This is a genomic window from Streptomyces sp. NPDC004721, assembly GCF_053601495.1.
Genome location: NZ_JBSGBZ010000009.1, coordinates 183223 through 196441, shown reverse-complemented (window position 1 = coordinate 196441; position 13219 = coordinate 183223). Strand labels below are relative to the sequence as shown.

Sequence of the window (13219 nt, the reverse complement as noted above, 5' to 3'; positions counted from 1 at the left end):
GCGCACGGCGAGTCCCCGGCCGCCGGACGGCGGCTCTAAGCTAGGCCTGCCGTCACCTTCCCGCCTGCCCGCCGGGCGGACGACGGGAAGGTGACGACAGGACCCGGCCCACGGCTCGGTCGAAACGTCGGTTGTATGGAGGGGCGGTACAAGTGAGCGCCAGCGGCACCACGGCCGGGCAGGTCGAGCAGACGCTGCGCCAGGTGACGCCCGGGCGTTACGACGCCTACGAGGCGCTGCTGCGCGCGCTGGCGACCCCGTCCTCCGGCCAGGTCTGGATGCTGCTCTGGCACGGCCAGGCGGGCTCCCCCGACGCCCAGTACGGCCACATGGAGGTCGACGGCCACGGCTACGCGCCCTGCGTGACCTCCGCCCAGGAGCTGTCGGCGAGCGGCTGGAACCGTTCGTACGAGGTCGTGGACAGCCTCGACGTGGCCCGCACCCTCTACCCCGACCACTACGGCCTCTGGCTGAACCCGCACGCCCCGGGCGGCGGCGTCGGCATCCCGTGGCTGGACCTGCGTCGCATCGCCACCGGTCTTGACCGCCAGCCCGCGGGCCCCCTCCGGCTGTCCGAACCCGCCGTAGAGGCCCCGCAGTTCTACGCCCTGCTCACCCAGAACGCCCACCGTACCCCGGCCCTGCGCTCGCTGCGCCGCGCCTGGGTGCAGCCCGCGCTCGGAGCGCCGTATCTCGCCATCGGTCTCGACGTGTACGACACCTCGCCGCCGGCCGTCGACTCGGTGCGCGTGATGATGCAGCAGTCCATCGGCGCCGTCCCCGACGGGCTGCCGGTGTCGACGGTCGCGATGTCCGACGAGTACGACCCGGTCGCGATGTGGCTGCGCGCCAACTCCCGTCCGTTCTACGACCGGGAGACCCCCGCGGCCCCCGCGCAGGCCCCGGCGGCCGGCTACGGCTATCCGCCGGTGCGCGGCGGCTACTGATCCGTCCGGTCCGTCCGCCGGCAGGGCTCACGCACCGGTGATCCTCTGCGCGCGTAGATGGATGCGGATGGTCCGTTTTTGCTGTGGGCCGCCCCAACTGGTCCCTGTCCGACCCCCGTTACCCACTGTCCGGATAACGGAACCCCACTACCCGCATCACGTTTGCGCATCCATTCACCGCCAAGACTGGCAACAGATCACCATGGCGTTGAAGACTCCCGCACCAAGGGGCGTTCGCCCCTGTGTACGACGGACTGAACAGCCGCCACAGCGGCAAGCGCGGGCCGGCCACCGCCGGTTGAGAGGGGTCCCTGCCAGATGACGGCACCACTGCACGAGCCGACCGCGGAAGCGGCCCCGAGCGCTGCCGACGAGGCGACGGCCGCCGGCGTCGCTGCCAAGGCGGTACAGGGGCGTTCCCTGGGCCGGATCGCCTGGGAGCGCCTCAAGCGGGACAAGCTCGCCCTGACGGGCGGCATCATCGTGCTCCTGCTCATCCTGGTCGCGCTGCTCGCGCCCGTGATCGCGCACGTCGTCGGTCAGGACCCCGAGCTGCACCACGAGGACCTGATCGACCCGCTCTTCGGCACCCCCAAGGGTTCCCTCGGCGGCATGAGCGGCGACCACCTCCTCGGCGTCGAGCCGGTCAGCGGCCGCGACATCTTCGCCCGCATCGTCTATGGCGCCCAGATCTCGCTGCTCGTGGGCTTCCTCTCCGCCGTGGTCGCCGTCATCCTGGGCACCGTCCTCGGCATCCTCGCCGGCTTCTTCGGCGGCTGGGTGGACGCGGCCATCAGCCGGGTCATGGACGGCCTGCTCGCCTTCCCGCAGCTGCTGTTCATCATCGCGCTGGTCTCCGTCATGCCGAGCGAGATGCTCGGCCTGTCCGGCACTGGTGTGCGCGTCTTCGTGATGATCCTGGTCATCGGCTTCTTCGGCTGGCCCTACATCGGCCGCGTGGTGCGCGGCCAGACGCTCTCGCTGCGTGAACGCGAGTACGTCGAGGCGGCGCGCTCGCTCGGCGCCGGCCGCTTCTACATCCTGTTCAAGGAGCTGCTGCCCAACCTCGTGGCGCCGATCATCGTGTACACGACGATGATGATCCCGACCAACATCCTCACCGAGGCCGCGCTCAGCTTCCTCGGCGTGGGCGTCAAGCCGCCGACCGCCTCCTGGGGCCAGATGCTCTCGACTGCCATCGACTACTACCAGGCGGACCCCATGTACATGGTGGTCCCCGGTGTGGCGATCTTCATCACCGTCCTTGCCTTCAACCTCTTCGGCGACGGCGTGCGGGACGCGCTCGACCCCAAGGGCTCCCGCTGAACTGCCCTACCCCCAGCGACCCGTGCACCTACACGGGGTCTCTCATCTATCCGGAGGATCCGAGAACGTGACTACCCAACGCACCTCAGGGCGGCGCAAGCAGGCCGTGGCCGCTGCTGCTGTGGTCGCCGCGCTGCTGACCACGGCGGCGTGCGGCGGCGGCAAGGACGACAACGGCGGTGGTGGCGGCGGTTCGAAGACCGGCGCGGCCGGCTTCGACGCAGCCAACAACAAGGTCGCCCAGGCATCCGAGGCCAAGAAGGGCGGCACGCTGAAGTTCGCCTCCGCCCAGGACGCCGACTCGTGGGACACCACGCGCGGCTACTACGGCATGATGTGGAACTTCTCCCGCTACTACAGCCGCCAGCTGGTCACGAACAAGACGGAGCCCGGTAAGGCCGGCGCCGAGCTGACCCCGGACCTCGCCACGGATCTCGCCAAGGTCACCGACGGCGGCAAGACCTACACCTACACGCTGCGCGACGACGTGACGTGGGAGGACGGCAAGCCGATCACCTCCAAGGACATCAAGTACGGCATCGAGCGCGTCTGGGCGCAGGACGTGCTGTCCGGCGGTCCGACCTACCTGAAGGAGGTCCTGGACCCGGACGGCAAGTACCAGGGCCCCTACAAGGACAAGGACAAGGAACACCTGGGTCTGAAGGCGATCGACACGCCGGACGACAAGACCATCGTCTTCCACCTGCCGAAGGCCAACTCGGACTTCGAGCAGATGCTGTCCCTGATCTCCGCGTCCCCCGTCCGGCAGGACATGGACACCAAGTCCAAGTACGGTCTGCACCCGTTCTCTTCGGGCCCGTACAAGTTCGCCTCGTACGACCCCGGCAAGGACCTGAAGCTCGTCCGCAACACCGAGTGGAAGCAGGCCTCGGACCCGATCCGCAAGGCCTACCCGGACGAGATCACCATCAAGTTCTTCTCGAACGCCAACGACATGGACCAGCGCCTGATCGCCGGTGACTACGACCTGGACCTGAACCAGACCGGTATGTCGCCGCAGGGCCGCCAGACCGCCCTGAAGAAGTACAAGGGCAACCTGGACAACCCGGTCTCCGGCTACGTCCGTTACGCGGTCTTCCCGCAGAGCGTGGAGCCGTTCGACAACATCCACTGCCGCAACGCCGTGATCTACGGCGCGGACCACGTGTCGCTGCAGACCGCGCGCGGTGGCCCGGTCGCCGGCGGTGACATCGGCACCAACATGCTGCCCCCGTCGGTGCCGGGCGCCGAGGGCCAGAAGTACGACCCGTTCGAGCTGGCCACCGCCAACAAGAACGGCAACGTCGAGAAGGCCAAGGAAGAGCTGAAGGCCTGCGGCAAGCCGAACGGCTTCAAGACCACCATCGCCGTCCGCAACAACAAGCCGGTCGAGGTGGCCACCGCCGAGTCGCTCCAGGCGTCGCTGAAGAAGATCGGCGTCGACGTCCAGATCGACCAGTACGACGGCTCGCAGACCACCGGCATCATCGGTAGCCCCGCGAACGTGAAGAAGAAGGGCTACGGCATCATCATCATGGGCTGGGGCCCGGACTTCCCGTCCGTCCAGGGCTTCGGTCTGCCGCTGTGGAACAGCAAGTACATCCTGCAGAGCGGTAACAACAACTACGCCCTGATCAAGGACAAGGCGATCGACGGCCTGTTCGACGACTACGTCAACGAGCTGGACGACGCCAAGAAGGCCGAGATCGCCACGCAGATCAACCACAAGGTCATGGAGGGCGGCTACTACATGCCCTTCGTCTTCGAGCGGTTCATCAACTGGCGCTCCGACCGGCTGGCGAACGTCTACACGTCGGCCGGCTACAGCGGCATGTACGACTTCGTCAACCTCGGTCTGAAGTCCTCGAAGTAAACCCGGCACACCCGCCGAACGGCACGAAAGGCAGGTGAAGGCCGGCGCGGCGGGACCGCGGGCCCCGGGAAAACATCCGGGGGTCCGCGGTCCCGCGGCGGGCCGTAAGCTGTGCTCGCTTACCTCATCAGGCGGCTGTTTGCTGCCGCCGTGATGCTGCTGGTCATCATCCTGGTGGTCTTCAGCATCTTCTTCCTCGTCCCCAAGTGGGCGGGCGTCGACGTGGCCACCAGCTTCCTGGGCAAGCAGGCCGACCCTGCCGCCGTGGAAGCGGTGCGGCAGAAGCTGAAGCTGGGCGACCCGGTCTTCCTTCAGGTCTGGGAGTTCTTCAAGGGCATCTTCGTCGGCCGCACCTACGCGGGCGGCGGCGACGTCACCCACTGCGCCGCGCCGTGCTTCGGCTACTCCTTCCGCAGCGAGCAGGCCGTCTGGCCGGTGCTGACCGACCGCTTCCCGGTGACCCTGGGACTGGCGCTCGGTGCCGCCGTGCTGTGGCTGCTCTTCGGTGTCGCGGCGGGTGTGCTCTCCGCGCTCAAGCGGGGCAGCCTGTGGGACCGGGGTGCGATGCTGGTCGCTCTCGGCGGTGTCTCGCTCCCGATCTACTTCACCGGCATGCTCAGCCTGGCGATCTTCGCGTTCGGCCTGAACTGGATCGACGGGGAGTTCGTACCCCTCGGCCACAGTTTCACCGGCTGGCTCGGCGGCATGATCCTGCCCTGGATCACCCTGGCGTTCCTCTACGCCGCGATGTACGCCCGTATCACCCGCGCCACCATGCTGGAGATCCTGGGCGAGGACTACATCCGCACCGCCCGTGCCAAGGGTATGCGTGAGAAGACCGTCATCGGCAAGCACGCCATGCGCTCGACCATGACGCCCATCCTGACCATGCTCGGCATGGACCTCGGCGCCCTCATCGGCGGCGCGATCCTGACCGAGACCACGTTCAGCCTGCCCGGCCTCGGCCAGGCGGTGCTCAACGCCATCAAGACCCAGGACCTGCCCATCATCCTGGGCGTCGTTCTGATCACCTCCCTCGCCGTGCTGATCGCCAACCTCGTGGTGGACGTCCTGTACGCCGTGATCGACCCCCGAGTGAGGCTCGCATGACCGAACTCAGCAAGAGCGACGCCGCCGTGGGCGAACCCACCGCCGCCTCGCCCGCTCCGACCTCCTTCCTCGAAGTACGCGACCTGAAGGTGCACTTCCCGACCGACGACGGCCTGGTGAAGTCCGTCGACGGGCTCAGCTTCAAGCTGGAGAAGGGCAAGACCCTCGGCATCGTGGGTGAGTCGGGCTCCGGCAAGTCGGTGACCTCGCTCGGCATCATGGGCCTGCACACCGCCGGCCAGTACGGCAAGCGCAAGGCGCGGATCTCCGGCGAGATCTGGCTGAACGGCACCGAACTGCTGTCCGCCGATCCCGACCACGTGCGGAAGATGCGCGGCCGCGAGATGGCGATGATCTTCCAGGACCCGCTGTCCGCGCTGCACCCGTACTACACGATCGGTCAGCAGATCGTGGAGGCGTACCGGATCCACAACAACGTCGACAAGAAGACCGCCCGCAAGCGGGCCGTCGAAATGCTCGACCGGGTGGGCATCCCGCAGCCGGACAAGCGCGTGGACAGCTACCCGCACGAGTTCTCCGGCGGTATGCGCCAGCGCGCGATGATCGCGATGTCGCTGGTGAACAACCCCGAACTGCTCATCGCGGACGAGCCGACCACCGCCCTGGACGTCACCGTGCAGGCGCAGATCCTCGACCTGATTCGCGACCTGCAGAAGGAGTTCGGCTCCGCGGTCATCATCATCACCCACGACCTGGGCGTCGTCGCCGAACTGGCCGACGACCTCCTGGTGATGTACGGCGGCCGCTGCGTCGAGCGCGGACCGGCCGAGAAGGTGTTCTACGAGCCCCGGCACCCCTATACCTGGGGCCTGCTCGGCTCGATGCCGCGTCTGGACCGCGACCAGCAGGAGCGGCTCATCCCGGTCAAGGGGTCCCCGCCCTCCCTGATCAACGTGCCGTCCGGCTGTGCGTTCAACCCGCGCTGCCCGTACGCCGACGTCCCGAAGGACAACGTCACCCGCACGGTCCGCCCCGAGCTGACCGAGGTCGGCAGCCAGCACTGGGCCGCCTGCCACATGACGCAGGAGCAGCGGGAGCGGATCTGGACCGAAGAGATTGCGCCGAAGCTGTGAGCGAGAACGCAGAGGACAAGGCAGTGAGCATCCCTGCACAGAGCGACGGCGCCGAGGACAGGGCCTCCGGCACGGCCACCCTCACCAAGGACGCCGCCCCGGGCGAGGTCCTGCTGAAGGTGACCGGCCTGCAGAAGCACTTCCCCATCCGGAAGGGTCTCCTCCAGCGCCAGGTCGGAGCGGTGCGCGCGGTCGACGGTATCGACTTCGAGGTCAGGGCCGGTGAGACCCTCGGCGTCGTGGGCGAGTCCGGCTGCGGCAAGTCGACGATGGGCCGACTGATCACCCGTCTGCTGGAACCGAGCGCGGGGAAGGTCGAGTTCGAGGGCAAGGACATCACGCACCTCGGGGTCGGCGGCATGCGCCCGCTGCGCCGTGATGTGCAGATGATCTTCCAGGACCCGTACTCGTCGCTGAACCCGCGCCACACCATCGGCACGATCGTCGGCGCTCCCTTCCGGCTCCAGGGCGTCGAGCCCGAGGGCGGGATCAAGAAGGAAGTGCAGCGGCTGCTGTCGGTGGTCGGTCTCAACCCCGAGCACTACAACCGTTATCCGCACGAGTTCTCCGGCGGTCAGCGCCAGCGCATCGGCATCGCCCGGGCGCTCGCGCTCAACCCGAAGCTGGTCGTGGCGGACGAGCCGGTCTCCGCGCTCGACGTGTCGATCCAGGCGCAGGTCGTCAACCTGCTCGACGACCTCCAGCAGGAGCTCGGCCTGACGTACGTGATCATCGCGCACGACCTGTCGGTCGTCCGGCACGTCTCGGACCGGATCGCGGTGATGTACCTCGGCAAGATCGTGGAGCTGGCCGACCGCGAGTCGCTCTACAAGGCGCCGATGCACCCGTACACCAAGGCGCTCATGTCGGCCGTCCCGATCCCGGACCCCAGCCGCAAGAACGCCAAGAGTGAGCGCATCCTGCTCAAGGGCGACGTGCCCTCGCCGATCGCCCCGCCGAGCGGCTGCCGCTTCCACACCCGGTGCTGGAAGGCGACGGAGATCTGCCGTACGACCGAGCCGCCCCTCAAGGAACTGAAGCCCGGTCAGCAGGTGGCCTGCCACCACCCGGAGAACTTCGAGGACCAGGCCCCGCAGGACACCGTGCTGCTCACGGCCGCCAAGGAGGCCGCGGAACTCGTGGCCGACGAGGTCCTGGCGGAGTCGGCGGCGACTTCGGCGGCGGTGGCCGCGGAGGTCGGCGAGACGGCGAAGCCGTCCGGGACCACCGGGTCCGCCGAGTCCGCCGATTCCTCGGAGTCTGCCGAGACCGCCGAGTCCTCGGAGTCCGCCGAGACCTCCGAGACCTCGGAGTCCGGCACCGACGGCTCCGGCGGCCAGGAGCCGACCGGGAAGTAGGCAGGGCGGCACGGTGAGGCCGTGCGCGTGACGGAGCGGGAGAGTGCGGAGCCGCCGGCCCCGGCGGTCGCACTCTCCCGCTCCGTCGTGTTCGGGGGCGAACCGGCCCCGAGTAACAATGTGGCGTGCTTCAGCAACTGTTCAGCCCCTCCGTCCAGCACACGCTCGACGTGGTCGGCATCTTCGTCTTCGCCATCTCCGGCGCGCTGCTGGCCGTCCGCAAGAACTTCGACGTCTTCGGCATCGCCGTCCTCGCCGAGGCCACCGCGCTGGGCGGAGGGCTGTTCCGTGACATCGTCATCGGGGCCGTGCCCCCGGCCGCCTTCACCGACCTCGGGTACTTCCTCACCCCTCTGTTCGCCGCGCTCGTGGTCTTCTTCCTGCACCCGCACATGGAGCGCATCCAGACCGCGGTGTACGTGTTCGACGCGGCCGGCCTCGGCCTGTTCTGCGTGGCCGGCACGACGAAGGCGTACGCCTACGGGCTGAACCTCACCGCGTCGGCGACGCTGGGCATGGCCACCGCCGTGGGCGGTGGTGTGCTGCGGGACGTGCTCGCCAACGACGTGCCGTCGCTGCTGCGCTGGGACCGCGACCTGTATGCGGTCCCGGCGATCGTCGGCGCCACCATGGTGGTGCTGTGCATCCACTACGACGCGCTGAACCCGTTCACCAGCGGGCTGGCGGTGGTCACCGCCTTCGTCCTGCGGCTGCTCGCGATGCGGTACCACTGGCGAGCTCCGCGGGCCTGGAACCGCCGGACGACGGTACGGGAGGAGTGAGGGCCGTCCGGAGGTGGTGGTGCGGCCTGTGCTCCAGCACCCTGGTCAGCCAGCGGAACGCCGCCGGGATCTGCGGGCGCCACAGCGCCATGCTGTGGCCGCCCGCGCTGCGCGGCACGAAGACCACGTGCACGGTGGTCGGCGGCTTCGCGATCCGCTCCAGGGCGACGCCCGCCTGGTACCCGTCGCCGCTCTGGCCCGAGAGGTAGAGCGCGACGGGAGGCGGGGTGCGGTAGTTCTTCAGCAGGATGTAGGGGTTGTTCGCGCGCCGCAGCCGGAGGTTCTGGCTGGCGAGCGAATTGCGCTCGCCGATCGGGTCGTTGTATCCGGACAGGCTCACCGAGGCCCGGTAGCGGTCGGGGTGGGCGACGGCGAGCTTGGTCGCGCAGTGCCCCCCGGCCGAGTAGCCGGCGGTGGCCCAGCCGTTCGGACCGGACGCGACACGGAAGTTGTCCGTGATCATCTTCGGTACGTCGATACTCAGCCAGGTGTCCGCGTTCACGGTGCCCGGGATGTTGGCGCAGCCCGTGTCGATCTTGGCGATCAGGTTCGTGCGCGGCGCCACCAGTATGAACGGCGCGACCCGTCCGCTGCGCATCAGCGGCTCCAGTTGCTGGTGCACCTTCAGGGAACCGAACCAGGCCTTCGCCGAGCCCGGGTAGCCCGACAGCAGCTCGACCACCGGGAACTTCCTGTTCTTGTAGGCGGGCTCGTCGTACTGTGGCGGCAGCCATACGTAGACCTCGGCGTTCACCCCCGAGACCCGGCCCCTGAGCTGGGTGACCCTGACCCCGCCGGCCGCGCGCATCCCGGGCCCGTCGGCCGGGGTGAACTGCTGCACGACCCTGGGCAGCTTCCGGTAGGCGATGCCCCCGGTGCCGTCGGCGCCCAGGTTGGCGGCCTGCTGGACGTGGTTGCCCGTGCCGAGCAGGTCGGCCCAGTTGTCGTACAGGTTGTTGGCGTTGTTCACCAGCACGAAGACCAGGGTGATGGCCGTGGCCTGGGCGAACATCAGCATCAGGGCCCGGAGGGCGGCACGCAGCGCCTTGGGGCCCTTCAGCCGCGTCCACAGGACGAACGGCAGCGCCAGCGCGACGACGGCCAGCACGATGGCGGTGTACAGGAACGGAGTCCCGGTGAGGCTCATGTCCCGATAGAGGGGGGACGGGGCCTCGGGGTTACGGGCAAGTGCGGACACTTACCAAGAAATTGCCTGCATCTCACCCCGCGGGATGTTCGTCATACGAGCACAACGGACGAAAGCTACCGCTTAGTAGTGCCCTGATGTACCGTTCACACATGTCAGAAGCAGCCACCGCCGCGGCCGCGCGGGCCACGATCGGCGACAGCGAGTTCGACCGGGACACCGCGGTCACCCGGAGCGAGCCCGGCGTCTACGACGTCGACCTCTCCGCCGGCTGGACGATCATCAACGCCGTCAACGGCGGGTATCTGCTGGCCGTCCTCGGCCGTGCGCTCGCGGACGCCCTGCCGCACCCGGACCCGTTCACGATCTCGGCCCACTACCTGACCGCGTCCCGGCCGGGACGCGCCATCGTCCGCACGGACGTGGTCCGCACCGGCCGCACCCTGTCGACCGGCCAGGCCTCCCTCTTCCAGCGCGACGACGACGGCCGCGAGGTGGAGCGCATCCGCGTCCTGGCCTCCTACGGCGACCTCGGCACCCTGCCCGACGACGTGCGCACCTCGGCGAAGCCGCCCGCGATCCCGCCCATGGAGCAGTGCTTCGGCCCCCAGGACGCGGTCGGCGTCCCCGCGCCCGTACCCGGCAGCTCGGCCATCACCGACCGCCTGATGCTCAAGCTGGACCCCGCCACCCTCGGCTGGGCGCTCGGCTCGCCCTCCGGGAACGGGGAGATGCGCGCCTGGTTCGGCCTCGCCGACGGCCGGGACCACGACCCGCTGTCCCTGCTGCTCGCGGTGGACGCGCTGCCCCCGACCGCGTTCGAGCTGGGCATCAAGGGCTGGGTGCCGACCGTCGAGCTGACCGTGCACGTCCGCTGCCGTCCGGCGCCGGGCCCGCTGCGCGTGTCCATCACCACCCGCAACCTGGCCGGCGGCTTCCTGGAGGAGGACGCCGAGGTCTGGGACGGCGCCGGCCGGCTGGTGGCGCAGTCCCGGCAGCTCGCACGGGTCAGGCTCGACTGAGGAATCGCCGTACCGGCGCCCGGTCGGACCGTCAGTCCAGCCAGTGCCGGCGGCCGATGCTGATCAGACGCAGCTGCCGGGTCGCGACCCGGGTGACGCGCTCGCGCTCCTCCTCGGGGGCGTCGAGCGCCTCCAGGAACAGCGAGCCGGTGATCAGCATCTGATCGACGTACAGATGGGCGAGCATGAGCAGATCGTCCTCGCTCCACCCCGCGGACTGGGGGTCCTTGGCCAGTTCGTCCCTCACCTCGCGGGCGAACCTGGCCAGTTGCTCGCCGACGACCTCCCGCACCTGCTGCACCCCGCCGTGGCGCTCCCGGGCGATGAAGCGGACGTGGGCGGGGTACGCCTCGACATGACGCGCGATCAATCCGACCGCGCGCGTGATGCGTTGCTCGCTGTCGTCCGCCTCGGACACCGTCGACCGGATCATCGGGTGCAGGCTGCTCAGCGCCTCCTCGACCAGGGCCACGCCGAGATCCGCGGTGGAGTGGAAGTGGCGGTAGAAGGCCGTCGGGGCGACACCGGCGGCGCGCGTGACCTCGCGCAGGCCGAGGCTGCTCAGGCTCTGCTCCTCCAGCAGCCGCAACGCCGCGTCCATCAGGGCCTGTCGGGTCTTCTGCTTCTGGGCCTGCCGGACGCCGGGAGTGTGACTCATGCCATTCAGTCAACAAGTGTTCTCCGGATTGTCAAAGCCGGCGGCGCGCTAGACTGGCTAGTCAGTGAACAAGTGTAACTACAAGCGTTCACCGAGAAGGGGGATCCGATCTCATGCTGTTCCTCGTCGCCGCACTGCTGCTGCTCGGCGTCGTCCTGGGCGCGGTGGCCCACGCGCCGCTCGACTTCACGGTCGCCGCGGCCGTGGTGATCGCCGTCTGGCTCGGCGTCTTCGCGCTCCGCGAGCGCCACGGCCGCAGGCGCGGCACGTCCCGCTGACGCCTCATCCGCTCGGCCCGTTCCCACGACCGTCTGGAGCAGATCCGCCATGCAACTCACCGCACCGGCCACACGCCGCACCGGTACGCAGGACGCCGACGGCATGGCCGTCGCGTCCTTCGTCCTCGGCCTGCTCGGCCTGCTCGTCCTCAACCTGTTCCTCGGCCCCGTCGCCATCGTCCTGGCCGGCGTCGCCCTGTGGCGCGGCACCGGCCGCCGCGGCCGCGCCTGGCTCGGCCTGACCCTGGGCATCGCCGACCTCGTGGTCCTGCTGGCCTTCGTGCAGGCGGACAACACACTGTCCTGGAGCTTGTGACACCTGGCCCATCCTGATCTCCGGCCCGGCCGCGGGCGCCCGTAGAATCGGCCTCACCATGGCTTACCTCGACCACGCCGCGACCACCCCGATGCTCCCGGAGGCGGCAGAGGCGCTGACCGCGGCACTGGGTGTCACCGGCAACGCCTCCTCCCTCCACGCGTCCGGGCGCGCGGCCCGCCGCAGGGTCGAGGAGGCCCGCGAAACCCTCGCCGAGGCCCTCGGCGCCCGTCCCAGTGAGGTCGTCTTCACCTCCGGTGGCACCGAGGCGGACAACCTCGCCGTCAAGGGCCTGTACTGGGCCCGCCGCGCCGCCGACCCGGCCCGCACCCGCGTCCTCTCCAGCCCCGTCGAGCACCATGCCGTCCTCGACGCCGTGCACTGGCTCGGCGAGCACGAGGGCGCCACCGTCGAGTACCTTCCGGTCGACTCCTACGGCCGCGTCCACCCCGAGGCGCTGCGCGAGGCCGTCGCCCGCAACCCCGACGATGTGGCCCTGGCCACCGCCATGTGGGCCAACAACGAGATCGGCACGCTGCTGCCGGTGCGCGAACTGGCCACTGTGGCCGCCGAGTACGGTGTCCCGCTGCATGCCGACGCGGTGCAGGCCTTCGGGCAGGTCCCGGTCGACTTCGCCGCCTCCGGACTGGCCGCGATGACGGTCTCCGGCCACAAGATCGGCGGCCCGTACGGCGTCGGCGCGCTGATCCTGGGCCGCGAGTACGCCCCCGTACCCGTCCTGCACGGCGGCGGCCAGGAACGGCACGTCCGCTCCGGCACCCTCGACGTGCCCGCGATCGCCTCCTTCGCCGTGGCCGGCCGGCTCGCCGCCGAGCGGCGCGAGTGGTTCGCCCGCGAGATCGGCGCGCTGCGCGACGAGTTGATCGCCGCCGTGCGCTCGGCGGTCCCGGACGCGATCCTCGGCGGCGACCCGGCACCGGAGGGCCGCCTCCCGGCCAACGCCCACTTCACCTTCCCCGGCTGCGAGGGCGACTCCCTGCTGCTCCTGCTGGACGCCCAGGGCATCGAGTGCTCGACCGGCTCCGCCTGCACCGCGGGCGTCGCCCAGCCCAGCCACGTACTGCTCGCCACCGGCACCGACCCGGACCTGGCCCGCGGCACCCTCCGCTTCTCCCTCGGCCACACCTCCACCCAGTCCGACATCGACGCGGTCGCGAAGGCCATCGGCCCGGCGGTGGAACGGGCCCGCGCGGCCGGCCTGACGTAACGGGACGGGACGACGGGACGGGCCCCAGGTTCGGGTCGGTGCGGCGGGCGGGCTCAGAACCTCGGGTCCGTGCCGCCCGG

At 69.7% G+C, this 13219-nt stretch carries 13 protein-coding genes; 11 read left to right on the top strand and 2 right to left on the bottom strand.

Annotated features, from left to right (window positions below; all coding sequences use genetic code 11):
• Positions 1-152: 152 nt before the first annotated feature.
• The 7 genes from ACWEK3_RS11085 to ACWEK3_RS11055 all read left to right on the top strand — a co-directional run bounded on the left by ACWEK3_RS11085 (position 153) and on the right by ACWEK3_RS11055 (position 8490).
• Complete coding sequence (locus ACWEK3_RS11085; RefSeq protein ID WP_453249531.1) at positions 153-947, top strand: enhanced serine sensitivity protein SseB C-terminal domain-containing protein; 795 nt, start codon at positions 153-155, stop codon at positions 945-947.
• 318 nt (positions 948-1265) lie between these two features.
• Positions 1266-2273: an ABC transporter permease gene (locus ACWEK3_RS11080; protein WP_450543505.1), complete on the top strand. Its 1008-nt coding sequence runs from the start codon at positions 1266-1268 to the stop codon at positions 2271-2273.
• A 67-nt stretch (positions 2274-2340) separates the two neighbouring features.
• Complete coding sequence (locus ACWEK3_RS11075; RefSeq protein ID WP_453249530.1) at positions 2341-4146, top strand: ABC transporter substrate-binding protein; 1806 nt, start codon at positions 2341-2343, stop codon at positions 4144-4146.
• Between the two features lie 111 nt (positions 4147-4257).
• Positions 4258-5256 carry an ABC transporter permease gene (locus tag ACWEK3_RS11070; protein WP_450543509.1) on the top strand — a complete coding sequence of 333 codons (999 nt, stop codon included), beginning with the start codon at positions 4258-4260 and terminating at the stop codon, positions 5254-5256.
• Positions 5253-6350, top strand: coding sequence for an ABC transporter ATP-binding protein (locus ACWEK3_RS11065; protein ID WP_450543511.1), 1098 nt, complete (start codon positions 5253-5255; stop codon positions 6348-6350). The genes ACWEK3_RS11070 and ACWEK3_RS11065 overlap by 4 nt, the downstream gene beginning before the upstream one ends.
• 23 nt (positions 6351-6373) lie before the next feature.
• A complete protein-coding gene (locus ACWEK3_RS11060; RefSeq protein WP_450543513.1) occupies positions 6374-7708 on the top strand; it encodes an ABC transporter ATP-binding protein in 1335 nt (444 codons plus the stop codon).
• Between the two features lie 125 nt (positions 7709-7833).
• A complete protein-coding gene (locus ACWEK3_RS11055) occupies positions 7834-8490 on the top strand; it encodes a trimeric intracellular cation channel family protein (RefSeq protein WP_361423643.1) in 657 nt (218 codons plus the stop codon).
• Here the strand turns inward: ACWEK3_RS11055 and ACWEK3_RS11050 are convergent.
• Positions 8399-9637, bottom strand: coding sequence for an alpha/beta hydrolase (locus ACWEK3_RS11050; RefSeq protein ID WP_453249529.1), 1239 nt, complete (start codon positions 9635-9637; stop codon positions 8399-8401). The genes ACWEK3_RS11055 and ACWEK3_RS11050 overlap by 92 nt on opposite strands.
• Before the next feature lie 152 nt (positions 9638-9789).
• Between ACWEK3_RS11050 and ACWEK3_RS11045 the strand changes: the two genes are divergently transcribed.
• Positions 9790-10659 carry a thioesterase family protein gene (locus ACWEK3_RS11045; protein ID WP_450543518.1) on the top strand — a complete coding sequence of 290 codons (870 nt, stop codon included), beginning with the start codon at positions 9790-9792 and terminating at the stop codon, positions 10657-10659.
• Between the two features lie 31 nt (positions 10660-10690).
• Here ACWEK3_RS11045 and ACWEK3_RS11040 read toward each other — a convergent pair whose 3' ends face one another.
• Entirely contained in the window at positions 10691-11317 is a 627-nt protein-coding gene (locus tag ACWEK3_RS11040) for a TetR family transcriptional regulator (RefSeq protein WP_450543520.1), read from the bottom strand.
• Positions 11318-11430: 113 nt separating this feature from the next.
• Here ACWEK3_RS11040 and ACWEK3_RS11035 point away from each other — a divergent pair, with 113 nt between their 5' ends.
• The 3 genes from ACWEK3_RS11035 to ACWEK3_RS11025 are packed head-to-tail and all read left to right on the top strand — an operon-like array spanning position 11431 to position 13139.
• Complete coding sequence (locus ACWEK3_RS11035) at positions 11431-11595, top strand: hypothetical protein (protein WP_453249528.1); 165 nt, start codon at positions 11431-11433, stop codon at positions 11593-11595.
• 49 nt (positions 11596-11644) lie between these two features.
• Positions 11645-11911 carry a DUF4190 domain-containing protein gene (locus ACWEK3_RS11030; RefSeq protein ID WP_365418411.1) on the top strand — a complete coding sequence of 89 codons (267 nt, stop codon included), beginning with the start codon at positions 11645-11647 and terminating at the stop codon, positions 11909-11911.
• A gap of 58 nt (positions 11912-11969) precedes the next feature.
• Positions 11970-13139: a cysteine desulfurase family protein gene (locus ACWEK3_RS11025; RefSeq protein WP_450543522.1), complete on the top strand. Its 1170-nt coding sequence runs from the start codon at positions 11970-11972 to the stop codon at positions 13137-13139.
• Positions 13140-13219: the final 80 nt, after the last annotated feature.